The sequence below is a fragment of the Pseudomonas sp. Sample_22 genome (genome assembly GCF_004307635.1).
GTDB lineage: Bacteria > Pseudomonadota > Gammaproteobacteria > Pseudomonadales > Pseudomonadaceae > Aquipseudomonas.
On record NZ_RCNY01000022.1, the window covers coordinates 56532 to 79334 of the forward strand.

22 protein-coding genes are annotated in these 22803 nt (G+C 59.9%); 5 read left to right on the plus strand and 17 right to left on the minus strand.

All coding sequences use genetic code 11. The annotated features are described in order from the left end of the window. Positions 1-23 precede the first annotated feature (23 nt). Both D8U73_RS05320 and mdoH read left to right on the plus strand, forming a co-directional pair. Entirely contained in the window at positions 24-1838 is a 1815-nt protein-coding gene (locus D8U73_RS05320) for a glucan biosynthesis protein G (protein ID WP_130903891.1), read from the plus strand. Beyond that, positions 1831-4401, plus strand: coding sequence for a glucans biosynthesis glucosyltransferase MdoH (gene mdoH / locus D8U73_RS05325; protein WP_056852238.1), 2571 nt, complete (start codon positions 1831-1833; stop codon positions 4399-4401). The genes D8U73_RS05320 and mdoH overlap by 8 nt, the downstream gene beginning before the upstream one ends. A 175-nt stretch (positions 4402-4576) precedes the next feature. Here the strand turns inward: mdoH and D8U73_RS05330 are convergent, their stop codons facing one another. The 10 genes from D8U73_RS05330 to ubiE all read right to left on the minus strand — a co-directional run bounded on the left by D8U73_RS05330 (position 4577) and on the right by ubiE (position 12716). Next, on the minus strand, positions 4577-6493 hold the full coding sequence (locus tag D8U73_RS05330) for a methyl-accepting chemotaxis protein (RefSeq protein WP_056852239.1): 1917 nt from the start codon (positions 6491-6493) through the stop codon (positions 4577-4579). Between the two features lie 170 nt (positions 6494-6663). Continuing rightward, positions 6664-7371, minus strand: coding sequence for a 16S rRNA (uracil(1498)-N(3))-methyltransferase (locus tag D8U73_RS05335; protein ID WP_130903892.1), 708 nt, complete (start codon positions 7369-7371; stop codon positions 6664-6666). Beyond that, positions 7368-8162 carry a twin-arginine translocase subunit TatC gene (gene tatC / locus D8U73_RS05340; RefSeq protein WP_056852241.1) on the minus strand — a complete coding sequence of 265 codons (795 nt, stop codon included), beginning with the start codon at positions 8160-8162 and terminating at the stop codon, positions 7368-7370. The genes D8U73_RS05335 and tatC overlap by 4 nt, the downstream gene beginning before the upstream one ends. Then, the gene (gene tatB / locus D8U73_RS05345) at positions 8159-8599 is read right to left on the minus strand and encodes a Sec-independent protein translocase protein TatB (protein ID WP_130903893.1); all 441 of its coding nucleotides are present in this window, start codon (positions 8597-8599) and stop codon (positions 8159-8161) included. The genes tatC and tatB overlap by 4 nt, the downstream gene beginning before the upstream one ends. Positions 8600-8609: 10 nt before the next feature. Next, positions 8610-8882, minus strand: a complete 273-nt coding sequence (locus D8U73_RS05350) for a twin-arginine translocase TatA/TatE family subunit (protein WP_056852243.1) — start codon at positions 8880-8882, stop codon at positions 8610-8612. Positions 8883-8907: 25 nt separating this feature from the next. Then, complete coding sequence (locus tag D8U73_RS05355; RefSeq protein ID WP_046816939.1) at positions 8908-9240, minus strand: phosphoribosyl-ATP diphosphatase; 333 nt, start codon at positions 9238-9240, stop codon at positions 8908-8910. Next, positions 9233-9640: a phosphoribosyl-AMP cyclohydrolase gene (gene hisI, locus D8U73_RS05360; protein ID WP_056852244.1), complete on the minus strand. Its 408-nt coding sequence runs from the start codon at positions 9638-9640 to the stop codon at positions 9233-9235. Before hisI ends, D8U73_RS05355 begins: the two co-directional genes overlap by 8 nt. Before the next feature lie 81 nt (positions 9641-9721). After that, positions 9722-11326: a ubiquinone biosynthesis regulatory protein kinase UbiB gene (gene ubiB, locus D8U73_RS05365; RefSeq protein ID WP_056852245.1), complete on the minus strand. Its 1605-nt coding sequence runs from the start codon at positions 11324-11326 to the stop codon at positions 9722-9724. Beyond that, the gene (locus tag D8U73_RS05370) at positions 11323-11946 is read right to left on the minus strand and encodes an SCP2 domain-containing protein (protein ID WP_130903894.1); all 624 of its coding nucleotides are present in this window, start codon (positions 11944-11946) and stop codon (positions 11323-11325) included. Before D8U73_RS05370 ends, ubiB begins: the two co-directional genes overlap by 4 nt. Beyond that, positions 11946-12716: a bifunctional demethylmenaquinone methyltransferase/2-methoxy-6-polyprenyl-1,4-benzoquinol methylase UbiE gene (ubiE, locus tag D8U73_RS05375; RefSeq protein WP_007989286.1), complete on the minus strand. Its 771-nt coding sequence runs from the start codon at positions 12714-12716 to the stop codon at positions 11946-11948. Before ubiE ends, D8U73_RS05370 begins: the two co-directional genes overlap by 1 nt. A gap of 154 nt (positions 12717-12870) precedes the next feature. Between ubiE and D8U73_RS05380 the strand changes: the two genes are divergently transcribed. The 3 genes from D8U73_RS05380 to D8U73_RS05390 all read left to right on the plus strand — a co-directional run bounded on the left by D8U73_RS05380 (position 12871) and on the right by D8U73_RS05390 (position 14694). Beyond that, entirely contained in the window at positions 12871-13146 is a 276-nt protein-coding gene (locus D8U73_RS05380) for a polyhydroxyalkanoic acid system family protein (RefSeq protein ID WP_056852247.1), read from the plus strand. A gap of 242 nt (positions 13147-13388) precedes the next feature. After that, entirely contained in the window at positions 13389-13811 is a 423-nt protein-coding gene (locus D8U73_RS05385) for a phasin family protein (protein ID WP_130903895.1), read from the plus strand. 10 nt (positions 13812-13821) lie between these two features. Next, a complete protein-coding gene (locus D8U73_RS05390) occupies positions 13822-14694 on the plus strand; it encodes a phasin family protein (protein ID WP_056852249.1) in 873 nt (290 codons plus the stop codon). A 58-nt stretch (positions 14695-14752) separates the two neighbouring features. Here D8U73_RS05390 and D8U73_RS05395 read toward each other — a convergent pair whose 3' ends face one another. From D8U73_RS05395 to hslV, 7 genes are all read right to left on the minus strand, one after another. Then, positions 14753-15370: a TetR/AcrR family transcriptional regulator gene (locus D8U73_RS05395; RefSeq protein WP_130903896.1), complete on the minus strand. Its 618-nt coding sequence runs from the start codon at positions 15368-15370 to the stop codon at positions 14753-14755. A 60-nt stretch (positions 15371-15430) separates the two neighbouring features. After that, complete coding sequence (gene phaC / locus D8U73_RS05400; RefSeq protein WP_056852251.1) at positions 15431-17113, minus strand: class II poly(R)-hydroxyalkanoic acid synthase; 1683 nt, start codon at positions 17111-17113, stop codon at positions 15431-15433. 114 nt (positions 17114-17227) lie between these two features. Further along, positions 17228-18082 carry a poly(3-hydroxyalkanoate) depolymerase gene (phaZ, locus tag D8U73_RS05405; protein ID WP_056852252.1) on the minus strand — a complete coding sequence of 285 codons (855 nt, stop codon included), beginning with the start codon at positions 18080-18082 and terminating at the stop codon, positions 17228-17230. Positions 18083-18223: 141 nt separating this feature from the next. Beyond that, positions 18224-19903, minus strand: a complete 1680-nt coding sequence (gene phaC, locus D8U73_RS05410; RefSeq protein ID WP_130903897.1) for a class II poly(R)-hydroxyalkanoic acid synthase — start codon at positions 19901-19903, stop codon at positions 18224-18226. Positions 19904-20164: 261 nt separating this feature from the next. After that, positions 20165-20536: a DUF971 domain-containing protein gene (locus D8U73_RS05415; protein ID WP_130903898.1), complete on the minus strand. Its 372-nt coding sequence runs from the start codon at positions 20534-20536 to the stop codon at positions 20165-20167. Between the two features lie 119 nt (positions 20537-20655). Further along, positions 20656-21993, minus strand: a complete 1338-nt coding sequence (gene hslU, locus D8U73_RS05420; protein WP_056852255.1) for an HslU--HslV peptidase ATPase subunit — start codon at positions 21991-21993, stop codon at positions 20656-20658. A gap of 55 nt (positions 21994-22048) precedes the next feature. After that, a complete protein-coding gene (gene hslV, locus D8U73_RS05425; RefSeq protein WP_007975582.1) occupies positions 22049-22579 on the minus strand; it encodes an ATP-dependent protease subunit HslV in 531 nt (176 codons plus the stop codon). Positions 22580-22803: the final 224 nt, after the last annotated feature.

Below are 22803 nucleotides of genomic sequence, written 5' to 3' on the forward strand. Positions count from 1 at the left end.
TCTGTTTTCGGCGAGGGTTGCTCGTGATTGTTAGTCCCTGTAACGCACCAAAATTGTCTGCCAAACGGTTACGTAGCGCTCTGGTAGCGGGCTCGGCACTGCTCTGCCTGTTCAGCGCCGGTCAGCTTTGGGCATTCAATCTGGATGATGTATCGGTCAAGGCAAAAGAGCTGGCCGGACAGAAGTACGAAGCGCCGCGCAGTAACCTGCCAAACGAATTCCGCGAAATGAAATTCGCGGACTATCAGAAAATTCGGTTCCTGACTGAAAAGGCCGAGTGGGCGGACCAGAAAACCCCGTTCAAGCTGTCGTTCTATCACCAGGGCATGCATTTCGACACGCCGGTGAAAATCAACGAAATCACGGCGAACACCGTCGAAGAGATCAAATACGATCCAACCCGGTTCGATTTCGGCGACCTCAAGTTTGATCCCAAAGCCACTGAGCAACTCGGTTATGCCGGTTTCCGTGTGCTGTACCCGATCAACAAGGCCGACAAGCAAGACGAAATCATGACCATGCTCGGCGCGAGTTATTTCCGCGTTGTCGGCAAGGGTCACGTCTATGGCTTGTCCGCGCGCGGCATGGCGATCGATACCGCGTTGCCATCGGGCGAAGAGTTCCCGCGCTTTCGCGAGTTCTGGATTCAACAGCCCAAGCCGGGCGACAAGCATCTGGTGATCTTCGCGTTGCTCGATTCGCCTCGCGCTACTGGTGCCTATCGCCTGACCCTGCGTCCGGGCAGCGACACCATTGTCGACGTCAAGGCGCAGATGTTCCTGCGTGACAAAGTCACCAAGCTCGGCGTTGCGCCGCTGACCAGCATGTACCTGTTCGGCGCCAATCAGCCATCGAAAGTCCTGAATTATCGTCGTGAACTGCACGACTCCAGCGGTCTGTCGATCCATGCCGGTAACGGCGAGTGGATCTGGCGCCCTCTGAACAACCCTAAACACCTGGCCGTGAGCAACTTCTCCGTAGAGAACCCGCGCGGCTTCGGTCTGCTGCAACGTGGCCGCGACTTCAGCCACTACGAAGACCTCGACGACCGCTACGACAAGCGCCCAAGTGCCTGGATCGAACCGAAAGGCGACTGGGGCAAAGGCTCCGTCGATCTGGTAGAGATTCCGACCGCTGACGAAACCAACGACAATATCGTGGCGTTCTGGAGCCCGGAAAAGATGCCGGAACCCGGCCAGCCGCTTGATGTCGCTTATCGTATGCACTGGACCATGGATGAGGCTTCGATTCACGCGCCGGACAGCGCCTGGGTCAAGCAAACCTTGCGCTCCACCGGTGACGTGAAGCAGTCCAACCTGATTCGTCAGCCGGACGGTAGCGTGGCGTACCTGGTGGATTTCGAAGGTCCATCGCTGGCGGCATTGCCGGCCGATGCCGACGTTCGCAGCCAGGTCAGCGTGGGTGACAACGCCGAGGTCGTGGAAAACAGCGTCCGTTACAACCCTGAAACCAAGGGCTGGCGCCTGACCTTGCGCATGAAGATCAAGGACCCGAGCAAGTCCACCGAAATGCGCGCTGCGCTGGTGCAGCCAATTGTGACGGCTGACCTGGCCAAGTCGGCGGTTCCAGCGTCGAACTCGTCCGTTGCCAAGGCCGACAAAGTCGCCGCCAAGCAACAAGAGAAGATGGACAAGGAAGCCAAGCAAGCCGAGGCCAAGCATGCCGAAGCCAAACCGGTTGCAGATGCCAAGGACAAGGCCAATACAGACGCCAAGCAGCCTGTCGCTGCTGACGCGGCCCCAGCCACACCGGAATCGGCACCGACTGAAGAAGTCCTGACCGAGACCTGGAGCTATCAGTTGCCTGCCGATGAGTAATTCTCTAGTACAGCCAGAAACTCTTTCGGAGTATCTGGCGCATCTGCCGATGACCGACCAGCAGCGCGCGGAGCTCGCGGGCTGCAAGTCCTTCAGCGAGTTGCACGAACGCCTGTCGTCCTCCACGTTCGACGCCCCCACCGAGGCCGCCCAGGCTTCGGTGGGCAAGCGCCTGACCCTGAGCACCGCCGAAGAGTTGCAGGATGCCGAAATGCTGGCGCTCGACGCCAGCGGTCGGGTTTGCCTGAAGGCCACTCCGCCGATTCGCCGGACCAAGGTCGTGCCCGAGCCTTGGCGTACCAACATCCTGGTACGTGGCTGGCGCCGGATGACCGGTCGTACCAACCCGCCGAAGCCGCCGAAGGACGAACGCGTCCTGCCCGCAGCACGCTGGCGTACCGTGGGTTCGATCCGTCGCTACATTCTTTTGGTGTTGATGCTCGGCCAGACCATCGTGGCCGGCTGGTACATGAAAGGCATCATGCCGTATCAGGGCTGGTCGTTCGTCGACCTCGAAGAAGTCCTGCATCAACCGCTGCTGCAAACCGCTACCCAAGTGCTGCCGTATGCATTGCAGACCAGCATCCTGATTCTGTTCGGGATCCTGTTCTGTTGGGTTTCGGCCGGTTTCTGGACCGCGCTGATGGGCTTCCTCGAGTTGCTCACCGGCCACGACAAGTACCGCATTTCCGGTAAAAGCGCCGGCAACGAGGCGATTCCAAAGGACGCACGCACCGCTCTGGTGATGCCGATCTGCAACGAAGACGTGCCGCGGGTATTCGCCGGTCTGCGTGCAACGTTCGAATCGGTCGCGGCCACGGGTGATCTGGATCGTTTCGACTTCTTTGTGCTCAGCGACAGTAACGACGCCGACATCTGCGTGGCCGAGCAGCAGGCCTGGCTGGACGTCTGCCGGGAAGCCAAGGGCTTCGGCAAGATCTTCTATCGCCGCCGCCGCCGTCGGGTAAAACGCAAGAGCGGTAACCTCGACGACTTCTGCCGTCGCTGGGGCGGTGACTACAAGTACATGGTCGTACTCGACGCCGACTCGGTGATGAGCGGTGAGTGCCTGACCAGTCTGGTGCGTCTGATGGAAGCCACGCCGGACGCCGGGATCATCCAGACCGCGCCGCGTGCGTCGGGCATGGACACGCTGTATGCACGCATGCAGCAGTTCGCGACCCGAGTGTACGGTCCGCTGTTCACCGCCGGTCTGCACTTCTGGCAACTGGGTGAATCGCACTATTGGGGCCACAACGCGATCATTCGCATGAAGCCGTTCATCGAGCACTGCGCCCTGGCGCCGCTGCCCGGTAAAGGCGCGTTCGCGGGTGCGATCCTGTCCCACGACTTCGTTGAAGCCGCGTTGATGCGTCGTGCCGGTTGGGGCGTGTGGATTGCCTACGACTTGCCGGGCAGCTATGAAGAACTGCCGCCAAACCTGCTGGATGAACTCAAGCGTGACCGTCGCTGGTGCCACGGCAACCTGATGAACTTCCGGCTGTTCCTGGTCAAGGGCATGCACCCGGTGCACCGTGCCGTGTTCCTGACCGGTGTGATGTCTTACCTGTCGGCGCCGCTGTGGTTCTTCTTCCTGGTGTTGTCGACGGCGCTGCTGGCAGTCAACACGTTGATGGAGCCGCAGTACTTCCTTGAACCGCGCCAGCTTTATCCGCTGTGGCCACAATGGCACCCGGACAAGGCCATCGCGCTGTTCTCGACCACCATCGTGCTGCTGTTCCTGCCGAAGCTGTTGAGCATCATCCTGATCTGGGCCAAGGGCGCGAAAGAGTTCGGCGGCAAGTTCAAGGTGACATTGTCGATGCTGCTGGAGATGCTGTTCTCCGTGCTGTTGGCACCGGTGCGGATGATTTTCCACACCCGATTCGTGCTTGCCGCGTTCCTCGGCTGGGCTGCCACCTGGAATTCGCCACAACGTGACGACGACTCCACGCCCTGGAGCGAAGCAGTCAAGCGCCACGGCCCGCAAACCTTGCTGGGCTTCTTCTGGGCCTTGCTGGTGATCTGGCTGAACCCGAGCTTCCTGTGGTGGCTGGTGCCGATCGTCGGTTCGCTGATGCTGTCGATCCCGGTCTCGGTGATTTCCAGCCGTGTCGGACTGGGCCTGAAATCCCGCGACGAGAGCCTGTTCCTGATCCCTGAGGAATACAATCCGCCGCAGGCATTGCTGGCTACTGACCAGTACACCCACGAAAACCGTTGGCATGCGCTGAACGACGGCTTCGTCCGTTCGGTGGTCGATCCGCAGCAGAACGCCTTGGCGTGCTCGCTGGCGACCTCGCGTCACCGTGAGGCCGAGCCGATTGAATGGCTACGGATCGAGCGCGTGCGGCACGCGATGAAAGTTGGGCCGCAAGGCCTGACCAACAACGAGCGTGTGCAGCTGTTGAGCGATCCGGTAGCTTTGGCCCGCTTGCATGAGCAGGTCTGGAACGAAGGCCATCCGGAGTGGCTGGGCGCGTGGCGCAAGTCGGTCAAGGCCGACCCTCATGCCCCGTTGTTGCCGCTCAAACCGTTGAGCGTACAGCCTCAGATGGCGTAATGAAAAAACCCGCGAAAGCGGGTTTTTTTATGGCCTGATCGTTCCCACGCTCCGCGTGGGAACGCCGCCCAGGACGCTCCGCGTCCTTTCTCGGGCGTGACGCAGAGCGACAGAGGATGCATTCCCACGCAGAGCGTGGGAACGATCAAGTAACGATCAAGTAGATCGGATCACCTCAAACCTTGAACCGTCCCACCAGCATTTGCAGATGCGTTCCCAACCGCGCCAGCTCAACACTGGAGGCCGCGGTCTCTTCACTGGCGGCCGAGGTCTGGTCCGAGACATCCCGCACGTTCAGCACGCTACGGTTGATCTCCTCAGCCACGGCGCTCTGTTGTTCAGCGGCGGCGGCAATCTGTTGGTTCATCGCCTGGATTGCCGAAACCGTGCGGGTGATGCTTTCCAGTGAGCCACCGGCGCGGCGCGTCAGTTCGACGCTGCTGTCGGTCAGGCTTCGGCTGTTGTCCATGATGGTCGCCACTTGCTGGGTGCCGTTTTGCAGGCCGACGATCAGCTCTTCGATTTCTTCGGTGGATTTCTGGGTGCGCTGGGCCAGGCTGCGCACTTCGTCGGCGACCACGGCAAAGCCGCGTCCGGCTTCACCGGCACGGGCGGCTTCGATGGCAGCGTTGAGCGCCAGCAGGTTGGTTTGTTGTGCCACGGACTTGATCACGTCGAGCACACTGCCGATCTTGTCGCTCTCGCGCTTGAGCTCGCCCATGGCTTCGGTGGAGTTTCCCACTTCCTTGGCCAGGCGCTCGATCTGGGCAATGGCTTCGCCCACCACTTTGTCACCTTCGCGGGCCTGCTGGTCGGCGGCGACCGCGGCCTCGGAGGCTTCCTCGGCGTTGCGTGCAACTTCCTGCACCGTGGCGGTCATTTCGTTCATGGCCGTGGCCACCTGGTCGGTCTCGACCTTCTGACTGTTGACCCCGGCGCTGGTCTGTTCGGTAACTGCCGACAACTCTTCGGCGGCGCTGGCAATCTGCGTGACGCCATCACTGATGCCGCCGATCAGCTCGCGCAGGCCCTGGGTCATGCTCTGGATCGCACGTTGCAGCTGCCCCAGTTCGTCCTGGCGTTTGGATTCGAGGTTGTGGGTCAGATCGCCGGAAGCAATGCGTTCGGCCACTTTGAGGGTCTGGTTGAGCGGAATCACGATCTGCCGGGTGATGGCCCAGGCAGCGAACAGACCGAAGACCAGTGCCAGGGCGGTGGCCACCAACAGCATGTTTTTGGCATGCGCTACATCGGTATCGCGTACCAGGGTTTGCGAAACCGTCAGTTTGTTGCTCACCTGGAGCAGGATTTCGCCTTGGGCCGCCATGCGTTTCAGGGCGTCGACGCTGGCGACCTGGGAGTCACGGTATTGACTCACCGCGGCGCGGTAAGCCTTGAGCGAGTCGGTGGCTAGTTGCAGGTTGGCGAGGTGTTCTTCAGGCAGTTTGGCGGGCAGGCTTTCGAGGTATTTCAGGGCATTGTCGATCGCATCGAGGGCCGGCTGCTCGGCTTCGCTCTTGCCGCTGTAGGTGTAGCCGCGAACCTGGAAGCGCGCCTGCTGGATCAGTTTGCTCAGCTCGATCACGCTGTTGAATGCCGTCACGCTGTCACCTTGCAGCATGGATTTTTCGACTTCAGCGACTTTGGCAACGGCGTTGTCGGCGGTAGCGCCGAGTTTGCTGCGGGCATCTTCACGGTTGGCACCGGCCTGGGTCAGGGCGGTGAAGCCTTGTTTGTACAGGCTGACAGCGGCCAGTTGCTGGTCGATCATGGCGATGTCGGCGGGTTGTTCGATCATCTGGCGAGCCGCTTGCAGGCCGGTTTCGAGCTTGCCCAGCAGGTCATTGACCGCACCAGGACCTTGTTCGCCACGGCGCATTTCGTAGTCGAGGCGGGCGATGCGCAGGTCCTTGGTCAGGCCGTTGATCTCGGAAATGAAACCGAGCTTGTCGCCGCGACTCGTCACTTCACCGAGACCGGTCCAGCCGGTAAACGTGATCAGCAATGTCAGCAGCAGCACCAGACCGAAGCCGACGCCCAACTTGCGGTTTACACCTACATTTCCCAGCTTATCGGCCAACCATTGGTACATGCTGTAACTCCCTCGGACCACACATTGGTTTTATGGGAGGTATATCGGCAGTGGCGTGGGGTTCTGTAGGCGCTGCCCGATAAGCGGACGGCGGAGTGTCAGCCACTTCAATGTTGGCTGGTACACCGCCATCGCTAGCAGGCTCGCGCCTACGGATTTCTCAGAGTCGGTTAGAAGAGTCGTGCGAGCAAGGCCGTCACGGCGGTTTCGACGCGCAGGATGCGCTCGCCCAGTTGCACCGGTTGCAGGCCGGATTTGCCCAGCAGGTCGATTTCGTAGGGAATCCAGCCACCTTCAGGGCCGATGGCCAGGGTTACCGGTTCGCTCAAGGCACGCGGGCAGGGCGGGTAGTTGCCCGGATGGCCAACCAGGCCGAGGGTGCCTTCGGTCATCGCAGGCAGGCGGTCTTCAACGAAGGGTTTGAAGCGTTTCTCGATCACAACTTCCGGCAGCACAGTGTCCCGCGCTTGTTCCAGGCCGAGGATCAGTTGCTCGCGAATGGCTTCAGGCTCCAGGAATGGCGTCTGCCAGAAGCTCTTCTCGACGCGGTAGCTGTTCACCAGCACGATGCGTGGCACACCCATGGCTGCAACAGTCTGAAACACCCTGCGCAGCATTTTGGGGCGTGGCAGGGCCAGCACCAGGGTCAACGGCAGCTTGGTCGGCGGTGGTTGATCGAGGGTAACGCGCAATTCGGCTTCGGCAGTATCCAGGCGCAGCACTTCGGCCGAGCCCATGAGCCCGCCGATGCGCCCGACACGCAGGCTGTCGCCGACTTCGCAGCGATGGACTTCCTGCATGTGGGTCAACCGGCGATCACGCAGGATCACCCGGTCGGCCGCAATGAAATCGGCCTCTTCCAGTAACAGCAGGTTCACGCTTGGGTCGCTGGCGGCTGGTCGTTGTGATCGTCAGCCGGTTGATCGTCCGGATGCTCGCCACGCTTGCTGATCAGGCTGCTGAACAGGATGCCGACTTCGAACAGCATCCACATCGGTACGGCCAGCAGGGTCTGCGAGAAGATATCCGGCGGGGTCAGGATCATGCCGACCACGAAGCAGCCGATGATCACGTACGGACGGATTTTCTTCAGGTATTTGACGTCGACCACGCCAATCCACACCAGCAACACCACAGCCACCGGAATTTCGAACGCCACGCCGAAGGCGAAGAACAGCGTCATGACGAAATCGAGGTAGCTGGTGATGTCGGTCATCATTTCCACACCGGCCGGCGTGGCGGCGGCGAAGAACTTGAAGATCAGCGGGAACACCAGGAAGTAGGCGAACGCCATGCCGGCATAGAACAGAAAGATGCTGGAGACCAGCAAGGGCACGGCGATGCGTTTTTCATGCTTGTACAGGCCGGGTGCGATGAAGCCCCAGATCTGATGCAGGATCACCGGGATCGCCAGGAACAGCGAGACCATCATCGTCAGCTTCAACGGCGTCAGGAATGGCGACGACACATCGGTGGCGATCATCGTCGCGCCGGCCGGCAGATAAGCACGCAGCGGCGTCGAAACGAAGGTGTAGATCTGCTGGGTGAAGGCGAACAGCCCGGCAAAAATGATGAAGATCGCCGCTACACAGCGCAGCAGACGGGTACGCAACTCGGTGAGGTGCGAAACCAGCGGCATGTGCTGGTCGTTTTCTGGGAGATCGCTCATGGGGCTCGCGGCGGCAGTGTTGGGTCATGAGGGGCCGGCGCAACGGGCGCAGCCGCAGGTGTAACGGGTTCAACCGGAGTGGCTGCTACAGGGGGAGCAGACTCGACAGCTGCAACTGCCGGTGCTGTCGCAGGGGCAAGTGCTTGAATCGTCTGCCCTCCCACGTGCTCGACCGGCGCAGGCTCCTGCTGGGTCGGCGTGAAAATTTTCCGCGCCTCCTGTTCAAGCGACAGGATGTGCTCGTTGTGCAGTTGCCGACGAATCTCGTCGGCACCGATTTCACGTTCAACTTCCTGTTTGATCGCGTTGAAGCTGCGCTTCAGTCGCCCGACCCACAGGCCGGCGGTGCGCGCTGCGCCCGGCAAGCGCTCGGGACCCAGCACCAGCAGGGCAACGAGGCCGACGAGCAGCAGTTCAGAGAAGCTGATACCAAACATTAGTCAGTGCTCACACGTCTTTGCGAATCGGCTCTTCGACTTTCTGCGCCTGCACGTCAATGGTGTGCGGCTGATTGACAGAGGCCTGAGGCTGAACCGGCGGAACCGGTTGGGCTGGAGTGGCCGTCGGGTCGGCCGGTTTTTCGTCATCGTTCATGGCTTTACGAAAGCCCTTGATCGATTCGCCGACATCGGTGCCGAGGTTTTTCAGTTTCTTGGTGCCAAACACCAGTACGACAACAACCAGGATGACGACCCAGTGTTTCCAGTCAAAAATGCCCATGTTGCTGCTCCTCTCTAATAGTTATTCAGGCGGACGGACGCGAGGCTTTCTCGGCGTGTCCCGACAGACCGAAACGACGGTCCAGTTCATCGAGTACAGCCTGTGGATGCTGCCCCAGTTGGGCGAGCATGACCATGCTGTGGAACCACAGATCGGCGGTTTCGTAGATCACATCGCTGCAGTCACCACTGACGGCGGCGTCCTTGGCGGCAATGATGGTTTCGACCGACTCTTCGCCGACTTTTTCCAGAATCTTGTTCAAGCCCTTGTGGTACAGGCTGGCGACATAGGAACTGTCGGCGGCGGCGCCTTTGCGCTCCTCCAGCACTTGAGCCAGGCGGGTCAGAGTGTCACTCATGTTTGTGTCCTGCAAAAGCGGAATAGATGGCGTGCGGATCTTTCAGAACCGGGTCGACCGTTGTCCAGTCGCCGTTTTTGTAGACGCGGTAGAAGCAGCTCTGGCGGCCGGTATGGCAAGCGATGTCACCGATTTGCTCGACCATCAGGATGATCACGTCGGCGTCGCAGTCCAGGCGCATCTCATGCAGGGTTTGCACATGGCCGGACTCTTCGCCCTTGCGCCACAGCTTGCCACGGGAACGTGACCAGTAAATCGCGCGGTTTTCGGCAGCGGTCAGTTCCAGCGCTTCGCGGTTCATCCAGGCCATCATCAGGACGCGCCCGGTCTTGTGATCCTGGGCAATCGCGGGCACCAGGCCGTCAGCGTCCCACTTGATCTCGTCCAGCCAGTTTTTCATCTTCGACTCCGACAGCGGGTTCAACACTTCATTAGTCGAACCCAAGCGTTGAAACAGTGTGCCAGTCGTTCACGCAACTGGCTATCGGCGAACGACCAGATACAAGCCGACCGCCATCATGATCCCGGCGGGCCAATAGGCCAGTTCATTCAGCGGGCCACCAGCGGCGAGGATCGCGCCACCCGCCAGATGCGCCGTGCCGAGCAGACGCAAGAACCAGTCATCGCGACGACGGTGCCACGGTGGCGGCGGGTCGTAGGCGTGGGGTTGGGACATGCGTTCGAGCAGATCGCGGGCCATGTTGGCCAGGTGCGGGAGCTGTTCGAACTGGCTCTGCACATTGCCAATCAAGGCTTTGGGGCTGACCCTTTCGCGCATCCAGCGTTCGAGAAATGGCTGCGCGGTGTTCCACAAATCGAGATCCGGGTACAACTGACGTCCCAGGCCTTCGATATTGAGCAGGGTTTTCTGCAGCAGAACGAGTTGCGGCTGCACTTCCATGTTGAAGCGGCGCGCGGTCTGGAACAGGCGCATCAGCACCTGGCCAAATGAAATATCTTTTAACGGTTTTTCGAAAATCGGCTCGCAAACGGTGCGGATCGCCGCTTCGAATTCGTTGAGCTTGGTTTCCGCCGGCACCCAGCCCGAATCGATGTGCAACTGCGCCACGCGCCGGTAATCACGCTTGAAGAAGGCGAACAGGTTGCGTGCCAGGTAATCCTGGTCTTCCGGGGTCAGGCTGCCGACGATGCCGCAGTCGATCGCTATGTATTGCGGGCTCCACGGGCTCACGGTGCTGACGAAAATATTGCCGGGGTGCATATCGGCGTGGAAGAAACTGTCGCGGAACACTTGGGTGAAAAAGATCTCCACACCGCGTTCGGCGAGCATTTTCATGTCGGTGCGCTGGTCGGCCAGGGTCGCCAGATCGGTCACCTGAATGCCGTAGATACGCTCCATCACCAGCACTTTCGGACGGCACCAGTCCCAGTAGACTTGCGGCACATACAGCAGCGGCGAACCTTCGAAATTGCGCTTCAGCTGGCTGGCGTTGGCCGCCTCGCGCAGCAGGTCGAGTTCGTCATAGATGGTTTTTTCGTAGTCGCTGACCACGTCCACCGGGTGCAACAGGCGTGCATCGGCCGAGAGTTTTTCGGCGGCGCGGGCGAGGATGAACAGCCACGCCAGGTCCTGGGCGATCACCGGTTTGAGGCCCGGGCGGATCACCTTGACCACCACTTCTTCGCCGGTTTTCAGCTGCGCGGCATGCACCTGCGCCACCGAGGCCGAGGCCAGTGGTTCGACGTCGAAACGGCTGAACACCTCGCTGATTTTCTTGCCGAGCTGTTCTTCGATCAGCTTGACCGAGACCTGCGAGTCGAATGGCGGCACGCGGTCCTGCAACTTCATCAGTTCATCAGCGATGTCTTCTGGCAGCAAGTCGCGGCGGGTAGACAGGATCTGACCGAACTTGATGAAGATCGGCCCCAGGTCCTGCAGTGCCAGACGCAGTCGCGCGCCGCGGCTCAGGTCCAGGGTCCTGCGGGGGAACCAGCGCCACGGCAAGGCATAACGCAATACCCGCAGGAACCAGGGCAGCGGCAGGGCGAACAGCAGGTCATCGAGGCGGTAGCGAATCACGACGCGCTGGATGCGCAACAAACGGCGGACGGCAAGCAGCTTCATGCGTTATCGCTTGGGTCGGGGGATCGGGAAAGGCGCTCGAAACGCGCCTCGAGACGTTCCAGATCGAGCTTGATCTGGTCCAGTTCACTGAATCGCGCTTCGGCTTCGCGCTGGCCAACGAGGGTGCGCGACTCTTCGGCCAGGTATTCGCCCAGGTTCTGGCCCAGGCTGGTAAATCCTTGCTGATACCAGCGCGCGCGACTGCGCAAATGACCACCGACCAGCTGCGTGGCGACCGGGCCTAGCCAGCGTGAGAGTTCATACTCCCAGTCCAGCTCCAGGTCCTGAAGGATCGCCGCCAGTTCCAGCAGCGCACCGCTGTCACCGTCGAGTTCGACTTCAGGGCCATGCAGAACGGAGGTCTTGTCCTTGCTCATCGCCAGTTTCAACAGGCTGGAAGCCGGTGCGCGCAAGGTGCAGTCGGCGCCGGTTTCCCACTGGGAGGCCAGCATCAGGCCTTCGTCGCTGGGCAGGATGAACAATTGCAGTGCCGGGCTGCGGCAATCGACGGCAATCACTTTGCCGCTCAAATGCGCGAGCCGCGGCAGCGCCGTGCTGTCGAGACGAAGCACCCGGTTCAGACCGAGTTCAACGCTGGCGAGCAGGCCTGCGAGCAGCATCAGGGCTTGATGCCGCGATGCAGGGCAACGATGCCTGCGGTCATGTTGTGATAGGTCACACGGTCGAAACCGGCCTCGACCATCATCGACTTCAGGGTTTCCTGGTTCGGGTGCATGCGGATCGATTCGGCCAGGTAGCGATAGCTTTCCGAGTCATTGGTGATCAGCTTGCCCATCAGTGGCATGAAGGCGAACGAGTAGGCGTCGTAGGCCTTGGACATCAGCGCGTTGGTCGGCTTCGAGAACTCGAGGACCAGCAGACGGCCGCCCGGCTTGAGTACACGCAGCATGGAGCGCAGGGCGTCTTCCTTGTGCGTCACGTTGCGCAGGCCGAAGGCGATGGTCACGCAGTCGAAATGATTGTCCGGGAACGGCAGTTTTTCCGCATCGGCCTGGACGAATTCGACGTTGCCCGCCACACCCAGGTCCAGCAAGCGGTCACGACCGACCTTGAGCATGGACTCGTTGATGTCGGCCAGCACCACCTGGCCGGTCGGGCCGACGAGGTGCGAGAATTTCCGGGTAAGGTCACCGGTGCCGCCGGCGATATCGAGCACGCGGTTACCGGTGCGAACGCCCGACAGTTCGATCGCGAAACGCTTCCACAGACGGTGCATGCCGCCCGACAGGAGGTCGTTCATCAGGTCGTATTTGGCGGCTACCGAGTGAAAAACCTCAGCGACTTTTTCCGCTTTCTGGCTTTCCGGAACGTTTTTGAAGCCGAAGTGAGTGGTGGGTTCGGCATCGCTGCCTTTGCGCTGATCAGTCATATCGCTGTCACCAAAAGAGAATGCGCGACATTCTAATCCCCAAGGGATGCTTTGTCTTGGCAAGGCTGAAGGTAAGATGGGCAACCATCGGGACGTTTTGACGCAGCAGAGGTCAAGATGCTCCGGGAAAGCATTCATAAGCAGGAGTCATTCGATGGCCCGTATTAGTGTTGAACGTGCCCATGGCCTGGGCAAAGAAGCGGCGCGCGAGAAGGCCGACAAGCTGGCGCAGAAACTCTCCGAGCAATATGGCCTGGAGCCGCAGTGGTCCGGAGATACCCTCAACCTCAAGCGTTCGGGTGTGAAGGGCGCGGTGCATGTCACCGAAGATTCGATCAAGGTCGATGTAGAGCTCGGCCTGATGATGTCGGCCATGAGCGGCATGATCAAAGCGGAAATCGAGAAGGCGCTGGATAAAGCGCTGGTCTGATTTTTGTCTGAAATTCGATTCCCTGTAGGAGTGAGCCTGCTCGCGATAGCGGTCTGTCAGTCACTGGCAATTTGACTGAAAGTCCGCTTTCGCGAGCAGGCTCACTCCTACACTTTTTTGCGCTGCACCCGAGCTTTTATGTCAGTTGTTAGGGTGCCGTTTCTAATTTTTCTCCCTACTTTGTGCCAGAGCCCGACAATTTCGCGGGCAGTTCCTCAAACCTTCTGCGCGTGAGGTGGACCATGGCCAAAGCAATTTTGAAGAAAAAAATCGACGCATCGACCAGTACTCTGGGCGACGTCAAATCCTATGCCCGCAAGGTCTGGCTGGCAGGCCTGGGTGCCTACGCCAAGGTTGGGCAAGAGGGCAGCGAATACTTTCAAGAGTTGGTGAAAGCTGGCCAATCTGTTGAAAAGAAAGGCAAAAAAGTAGTTGCCGAGAAACTTGAAGCAGCGAATGCCGAGATCGACGAAGCCAAGAGTGAAGTGAGCACTTTCAAGGGCAAGGTCGAAGTTCAACTCGACAGGGTCGAGAAGGCGTTCGACACGCGTGTCGCAAGTGCCTTGAATCGTATCGGCATTCCGTCTAAACATGACGTTGAGACACTCTCTGCTAAGCTCGATGAGCTGACGGCATTGCTCGAACGTGTCGCGCGTAAATCTTAAGGAGAACGGGATGGCTGTTAAAAAGAACACCGAAAAAGAAGGCAGCTCGTGGATCGGGAAAGTCGAAGACTACTCCCGTAAAATCTGGCTGGCTGGTTTGGGCGTGTACTCGAAGATCGACACTGACGGCAGCAAACTCTTCGATGCATTGGTTAAGGACGGCGAGAAAGCCGAGAAGCTCACCAAGAGCGCCGTGGGCAAAAAAGTCGACGCCGCCAAGGACTCCGCTTCTTCGGCCAAATCGCGCATCAGCGGCGTGAAAGACCGCGCACTGGGCAAGTGGGATGAGCTCGAAGGCGCTTTCGACAAGCGTCTGAACAGCGCCATTTCGCGTCTGGGCGTACCGAGCCGCAATGAAGTAAAAGCATTGCACAGCAAGGTCGATACCCTGACCAAGCAAATCGAAAAACTGACCGGTGCCAAGGTCGCGCCTGTTGCGGCGAAGACTGCAGCGGCAAAACCTGCTGCCAAACCGGCCGCAAAGACCGCGGCTAAACCACTGGCAAAAGCCGCAGCCAAACCTGCCGCCAAGCCAGCGGCAAAAACTGCCGCAGCGAAACCTGCAGCAGCCAAGGCAGCGGCCAAACCGGTCGCCGCTAAAGCGGCTGCCAAGCCAGCAGCCAAACCGGCAGCAAAGCCAGCCGCTAAAACCGCCGCCGCTAAACCTGCAGCCAAACCAGCGGCAAAACCTGCTGCTGCGAAGAAGCCAGCGGTGAAGAAGCCGGCAGCTCCTAAAGCCGCTGCCAAGCCAGCTGTGGCAGCGGCCAAGCCGGCAACCCCGACCGCAGCTCCAGTCAGCGCATCGAACTCCGCGACCGCGCCAACGCCTGCTGTCACCCCGACTGTCGCGCCGGCTCCATCGACGCCAACCAGTCAGTCCTGATTCTTCAGGGCTCTAGAAAACGCCCGGCCTGCCAAGGTCGGGCGTTTTTGTTTTGATCTTAATGTTCTTCCAGATACTGCATCGCCATCTGCTCGGTCGCAGCTTTCATCGATGGCAGCAGGTGAGGCGCCACCAGCATCATGATCTGGTACACCACCAGACGTACTTCCCCCGCTCGATCAAGAATCCGCTGGTAGTCCAGTGAGAACAGCAGCGTCATGGTTATCTGCTCCACCAGTTGCCCCAGTGCCTGGGTATCGCTGACCAGCAGCCCTTGAGCTTGCAAGCGCGCCAGCAATGAAGCCAGCGTGCGTTTGAGCCCGTTTAGCAGGTTGCGAATGCCTTTGGCCAGTTTCGGCAGGCGTCCGGCCAGATTCGAAAGGTCCTGGAACAGAAACCGGTAGTGGGCCAAGCGTTCGACGATCAGGTGCAGGAACAGCCAGTAATCTTCAGGGGCCAGCTCGACGTCCGCCGGTGGGTCGAGCAGCGGCGCCAATTCGGCCTGAAAGCGCTCGAACAGCCCGAGGATCAATGGCTCCTTGCCGTGGAAGTGGTAGTAGAGGTTGCCCGGGCTGATGCCCATTTCGTTGGCAACTTCCATGGTGGAAACGTTCGGTTCGCCCTTCTGATTGAACAACTGCAGGGCACATTCGAGGATGCGGTCGCGGGTTTTCATCCAGTCTTCTTAGTGTTCGGGTCCTGCCACGGCCGACATCGGCCGTGGTTCGTTTGAACGTCAGCGCACGCGCACGTAAGTACCGGGCGCCGCCTCCATCGGTGGATAGTTCTGGTTGCCGAGGGCCATGTGGGTTTCCTTTTGCGCACCCGAGCGTTGCTGTATCCAGGCCAGCCATTGCGTCCACCAACTGCCATCCACACGCTTGGCATCGTAATACCAGGCCCGTGGGTCGCTACTCAATTTGCCATTCTCGACGTAATTGGCTTTCGGGTTGCTCGGCGGGTTGAGGATGCTCTGCACATGGCCGCTGTTGGACAGGACGAAGCGACGTTCGCCACCCAGCAGTAACGTTGAGCGGTACACCGCATCCCACGGCGTGATGTGGTCGTTGATTCCGGCGACGCTGAAGCTGTCGACAGTGACCTTCTGCAAGTCGATCGGCGTGCCACACACTTCGAGACCGCCCGGATGGCTCAGCGGGTTGTGCTTGAAAAAGTCCAGCAGGTCACCATGCAAAGCCGCAGGCAGGCGCGTGTTGTCGTTGTTCCAGTAGAGGATGTCGAAGGCGGGCGGCTCCTTGCCCAGCAGGTAATTGTTGACGAAGTAACTCCAGATCAAATCGTTGGGGCGCATCCAGGCGAAGACCTTGGCCATGTCGCGGCCATCGAGCACGCCTTTTTGATAGGAGCGACGTTTGGCGGCTTCCAGGGTCTGCTCGTCGGCGAACAAGGTCGCCGGAGACTCCAGCTCGCTGTCGAGCAGGCTGACCAGGTAGGTTGCGCTGGAGACACGGCGCAGTTGGCGCTTGGCCTGCAGATGGCCTTGCAGGGCGGCGATGGTCAGTCCGCCGGCACAGGCACCCATCAGGTTGACCTCGCGGGCGCCGGTGATCGCGCGGCAGACGTTCATGGCCTCTTCGACCGCTTCAACGTAAGTCGACAGTCCCCATTCGCGATGGCGTACGTCCGGATTGCGCCAACTGATCATGAAGGTCTGCAAGCCATTCTTGAGCGCGAACTGGACGAAACTGTTGTGCGGGCTCAGATCGAAAATGTAGTACTTGTTGATTTGCGGCGGCACCACCAGCAGCGGTTTGGAGTACTGCTTTTCGCTCATCGGCTTGTACTGGATCAGCTCCAGCAATTCGTTGCGAAACACCACGGAGCCCGTCGTGGTGGCGACGGTCTTGCCGACCTCGAATGCCTGTTTGGTGACCTGCCGGGGCAGGCCGTCGTTGTGCAGCAGATCGTCAACCAGATGACTGATGCCGCGCACCAGGCTGTTGCCGCCAGTGTTGAAGATTTCCTTGATCGCCAGGGGATTGAGCAGGCTGTTGGATGGCGATACGGCATCGTTGAGCAGGGCGAAGGCAAAGTGCGCACGAGCACGATCATCAGGGCTCATGGTGCTTTGGTCGATCCAGCTTTTGACCTCTTTCTGCCAGCTCAGGTAGGCCTGCAGGCTGCGACGATAAAACGGATTGAGGCTCCATGCCGGGTCGGCGAATCGACTGTCGTGCGGATTGGTCGGGTGCAGGGTATCGCCCAACAACACTCGCCCTAGTTGCCCGCCCAGTTTCAAGGCATGCCGAGCCGTGTGTACCGGGTTGCGCAAGCCATGGACAGCAACACTGCGCAACGTCGAAATCAGATCCCGGCCGCGCAGACCGGTAATCGCACTCTGTGCGTTGATGAACACGGCGGGAGTGGGCAAAGACTCCCTCGCTGGTTTTTCACGCATCAGTCAACACTCCTTCGTCTTCAGGCCAAAAACAAACACACCGAACCAGAACACCATAGACGCTGTAGCGGGTTGTTGCGCGGCGCGGCATCCTGCCGACCGACAATGCGTCGGTTAACCGCCCAATGGCGCCGGATGCGGGTGCATCACGGCACGCTGCCGTTCTTCCTGGAGGAATTTCATGATGATCGGCGCCACCGCTTCGGCACGCGTGATCAGGAACAGGTGCCCGTCATCGATGATGTGCAACTGGGCATTGGGAATCCGCCAGGCCAGTAGACGCATGTTGACCAGAGGGATTAGCGGATCGTCGTCCCCCGCCAGCACCAAGGTCGGCTGATTAATCTTGTGCAGCCAGTGAATGCTGGTCCAGCCGAGCCCGGCGAACAGCTGCCAGTAGTAACCGAGCTTGCCCGCCGAACGCACTTTCGCCGCATGGCTGGCGGCCAGCGTCGGGTCGCGTCGGAACGCGCCGCCGTAGATCATCGGGGCAATGCGGATCACGTGAGACGGCTGGATGTAGCGTCGCGGGCTGGCCATCATCCACAGCACTTTTGGCTTGCCCGGCACCATCACCGCGCCTGCCGCCGTCGCCGCCAGCACCAGTTTCTTGCAGCGCTCCGGATAGTCATAAGCGAATTGCTGCGCAAGGGCACCGCCCCACGACACGCCGATCACGTTGACCTGACCATAGTCGAGATAATCGAGCATCCGCGCCGTCAGCTTGGCCAGGCCGGGAAAGCGATAAGGCCGGTTGGGCGTCGACGAACCACCGACACCGGGAACATCGAAAGCAATCACTTCCAGGTCCGGATCCAGCGCTGCCACAAACGGAAACACCAGCTCAAGGTTGGCGCCGATGCCATTGAAAATCAGCAAGGGCGTCAAATGAGGCTTGCCGGGACGTACCGCCGTGCGGAGGGTCTGACCATCCAGGTCGACGGTACGGAATATGAACGGTTGCGGCATGCTTCAAGCCCTGTGGGTGGATCGTTGTCCCTGACTCCCATTCCGTAGGAGCCGGCTTGCTGGCGATTGAATCTGCGCGGTGTACATGATGCACCGCGGTGCTCGCATCGCCAGCAAGCCGGCTCCTACAGGTCTGTGCGTCTAGCGTTCGTGTACATATGTGCCCGGTGCAGCTTCGCCCGCCGGATACGCCTTGTTGCCGAGTTTCGTCGGGGCCTTTTTCAGTTCGCCGGAACGCTGGGCCTGCCAGGCCTGCCAATGCAGCCACCAGGAATCGGTGTGTTTGGTGGCATTCTCTTGCCATTCATCTGCAGTGCTCGCCATTTCGGTGCTGGTCATATAGCGGGATTTCGGATTGCCCGGCGGGTTCAGGATGCTCTGGATATGCCCGCTGCTGGACAGCACGAATTCAACGTTGCCACCGAACAGTTGCGCCGACTTGTAGCAGGACTTCCACGGGGTGATGTGGTCGTTGGTGCCGGCCAGGCAAAAAATGTCGGCCGTCACTTGCTTGAGGTCGATAGCGGTGCCGCACACTTCCAGTGCATTTGGACGAATCAATGGATTGTTTTTGAACATCTCGATCAGGTCGCCGTGGAACGCTGCTGGCAACCGCGTGGTGTCGTTGTTCCAGAACAGGATGTCGAAGACCGGAGGCTCATTGCCCAGCAAGTAGTTATTGACCCAGTAATTCCAGATCAAGTCGTTGGGACGCATCCAGGCGAAGACTTTCGCCATGTCACGGCCTTCCAGCACGCCGGCCTGGTAGGAGTGGCGCTTGGCGGCTTCGAGCGTCTGTTCGTTGACGAACAGGGCGACGTCGCTGTCCAGGGTCGTATCGAGCACGCTGACCAGCAAGGTGAGGGCATTGACTTTGTTCTCGCCGATCGCGGCGTAATGACCCAGCAGCGCGGTGCAAGTGATGCCACCGGAGCAGGCGCCGAGCATGTTCACATCCTTGCTGCCGGTGATTGCGGTGACGACGTCAACCGCTTCCTTGAGCGCATCGATATAGGTCGTCAGGCCCCACTCGCGCTGTTCCTTGGTCGGATTGCGCCAGCTGACGATGAAAGTCTGCACGTTGCTGCGAAGGCAGAATCGCGCCAGGCTCTTGTCCGGGCTCAGGTCGAAAACGTAGAACTTGTTGATTTGCGGCGGCACCACCAGCAGTGGCCGTTCGTAGACCTGCTCGGTGATCGGCCTGTATTGGATCAGCTCCAGCACGTCGTTGCGGAACACCACCGCGCCTTCGGTCACACCCAGGCTCTTGCCGACCTCGAACGCGCCCATGTTGACCTGGCTCGGCATCCCGCCGTTGTGCACCATGTCCTTGGCCAGATGCGAGAGACCGTCGAGCAGGCTCTTGCCACCGGTTTCGAAGAAGCGTTTGACCGCTGCCGGGTTGGCCGCGCTGTTGGTCGGGGCCATGGCTTCGGTCATGAGGTTGATCACGAAGTGCCCGCGAGCTGCATCGCTGGCCGGGAGGTTGCTTTCGTCAATCCAGTCGTGGAGTTCCTTGCGCCACGCCAGGTAAGTTTGCAGATAACGTTTGTAGAGCGGGTTCTGGCTCCAGGCCGGATCAGTGAAGCGACGGTCATCGCTGTTCGGTTGCAGTTCGGATTTACCGAACAGCACGTTCTTGAGTTCAAGACCGAAATGCGCAACGTGTTTCGCGCTGTGCACCGGTTGCTTGATGGCCTGCCTGAGCACCATTCGAGCAGAAGCCAGTAGATCCTTTCCACGCAGCCCAACGACAGGATTCAGTCCCAAGGTGTTTTCCGAGGCCTGATACTTCAAGTCATCGTTATTCTTGTTACTCATCTACGACGCTCCATTGTCCTGAGACGAGTACCCGGGGCCTCGCTGTGCAGTCACACAGCCAATGCCAGGTACTACTGCTCGGGGTGACCGTTAATACTGCATCGCTGCTTTTTGTTCGCAGAGAACACTGCAGGGAACTTGCCAGCTCCATTGGTTACCCGAGTTTAATTTTTTTCGCAAGCAGGCCAATCACCGGCGCTGAAGCGGAGCATTCAAACAGATGAAATTAGAAAATGCCCTCTAAAGAGCAAGAGGCTCAGGCTAGAGCATCAGCTTGACGACAGATTCGTTGGGGTCGCGGGTTTTTCCGGCGGCTTTGAGCTCTGCGAGATAATCTTCCCAGAGTGCGTTATGACGTCGCCCCAGCTCGTAAAGATATTCCCAAGTGAAAAGGCCGCTGTCGTGGCCGTCGTCGAAGGTCAGTTTAAGTGCGTACTGACCGGCCGGTTCTACCTTGCTCAGTCCTACGTTGATCTTGCCAAATTGCAGGATGGGTTTGCCGTGGCCCTGGACCTCGGCGGAAGGCGAGTGCACGCGCAGGAATTCCGCGGGAAGGGTGTATTCCTCGCCAGACGCATATTTGAGCGTCAGGGTTTTCGAGGCTTTGTGCAGTTTGATGTCGGTGGGGATCATGACCGGGTATCCGTCTGTAGGCGTATGGTCAGCCACCTGTAGGAGCACGGCTTGCCGGCGATGGCGATTTCAAATGCGCCATCGCCAGCAAGCTGTGCTCCTACAAGGGGTCGCATGGCTTACAGGATATAACGGGACAGGTCTTCGTTCTGCGCCAATTCACCGAGGTGGCTGTTGACGTAGTCAGCGTCGATCTGGATGACCTTGCCGTCGTGGCTGCTGGCCAGGTCGCCGGCACTGAACGACACCTCTTCCAGCAGGCGCTCGAGCAGCGTGTGCAGGCGACGGGCACCGATGTTTTCGGTTTTCTCGTTGACCTGCCAGGCGATCTCGGCGATGCGCTTGATGCCGCTCGGCTGGAACTCGATGCCCAGGCCCTCGGTTTTCAGCAGTGCGCAATATTGCTCGGTGAGCGAAGCGTGCGGCTCGCTGAGGATGCGCTCGAAATCTTCCGGCGACAGCGCCTTGAGTTCGACGCGAATCGGCAGGCGACCTTGCAGCTCGGGCACCAGGTCGCTCGGCTTGCTCAGGTGGAAGGCGCCGGAGGCAATGAACAGGATGTGGTCGGTCTTGACCATGCCCAGCTTGGTGTTGACGGTGCAGCCTTCGATCAGTGGCAGCAGGTCGCGCTGCACGCCTTCGCGGGACACGTCGACGCCACCGGAATTGCCGCGCTTGGCGACCTTGTCGATTTCGTCGATGAACACGATGCCGTGCTGCTCGACCGCTTCCAGGGCCTTGGCCTTCAATTCCTCATCGTTGACCAGGCGGCTGGCTTCTTCGTCGCGCACCAGTTTCAGCGCTTCTTTGACCTTGAGCTTGCGGGACTTCTTTTTGCCCTTGCCCATGTTGGCGAACAGGCTTTGCAGCTGGTTGGTCATTTCTTCCATGCCCGGCGGCGTGGCGATCTCGATGCCGGCCATTTCGGCGACTTCGATTTCGATCTCCTTGTCATCCAGCTGACCTTCGCGCAGGCGTTTGCGGAACAGTTGGCGGGTGTTGGAATCGGCTGTCGGGGTGTCGTCGTTGCTGAAGCCCATGCGCGCCGGCGGCAGCAGGGCGTCGAGGATGCGCTCTTCGGCGGCGTCTTCGGCGCGGTGGCGAACCTTGACGATTTCCTGCTCGCGCAAGAGCTTGATGGCCGCATCGGCAAGGTCACGAATGATCGACTCGACATCACGGCCAACGTAGCCGACTTCGGTGAACTTGGTCGCTTCGACCTTGATGAACGGAGCATTGGCCAACTTGGCCAGGCGCCGGGCGATCTCGGTTTTACCGACACCGGTCGGGCCGATCATCAGGATGTTCTTCGGCGTTACTTCGACGCGCAGCTCTTCGGGCAGCTGCATCCGGCGCCAGCGATTGCGCAGGGCAATGGCGACGGCGCGCTTGGCATCGTCCTGGCCGATGATATGGCGATTGAGTTCGTGGACGATTTCACGGGGAGTCATGGACATAGTATTTAGCGGACCTCAAGCAAGAATGAGCCGTGGCGCGATGGCCTGCACGGGCTTACTCGGCGCAGTCCTGCTCCTCAATGGTCTGGGTGTGGTTGGTGAATACACAGATGTCGCCGGCGATGCCGAGGGCGGTCTCGACGATTTCCCGGGCCGACAGATCGGTTTTTTTCAGCAGCGCGCTGGCGGCTGCCTGAGCGTAGGCGCCGCCGGAACCCATGGCGATCAAACCGTCTTCGGGTTCAACCACGTCACCGTTGCCGGTGATGATCAGGGACGCGTCTTTGTTGGCGACGGCGAGCATGGCTTCGAGGCGGCTCAAGGAACGGTCGGTACGCCATTCTTTGGCGAGCTCGACAGCGGCGCGGACCAGATGGCCCTGGTGTTTTTCCAGCTGGCCTTCGAAGCGTTCGAAGAGGGTAAAGGCGTCAGCGGTGGCACCGGCAAAACCGGCGATGACCTGGCCGTGGTACAGGCGACGAACTTTTTTCGCGTTGCCTTTCATCACGGTGTTGCCAAGCGAAACCTGGCCGTCGCCGCCCATGACGACTTTGCCGTGGCGGCGAACTGAAACGATGGTGGTCAAGGGAAGAGTCTCCACGCAGCGGGGCGAAAATGCCTTATGCCCCTTCATATGGGGGTGGTGGAGTGGATTTCAACTGCGGGACGGGAGAGGGGACGAGCGGTGTTTAGCGTGATCGTTCCCACGCTCTGCGTGGGAATGCAGCCCGGGACGCTCTGCGTCCCTCCCGGCGCTGGAACGCGGAGCGTCCCTTGAGGCGTTCCCACGCAGAGCGTGGGAACGATCGA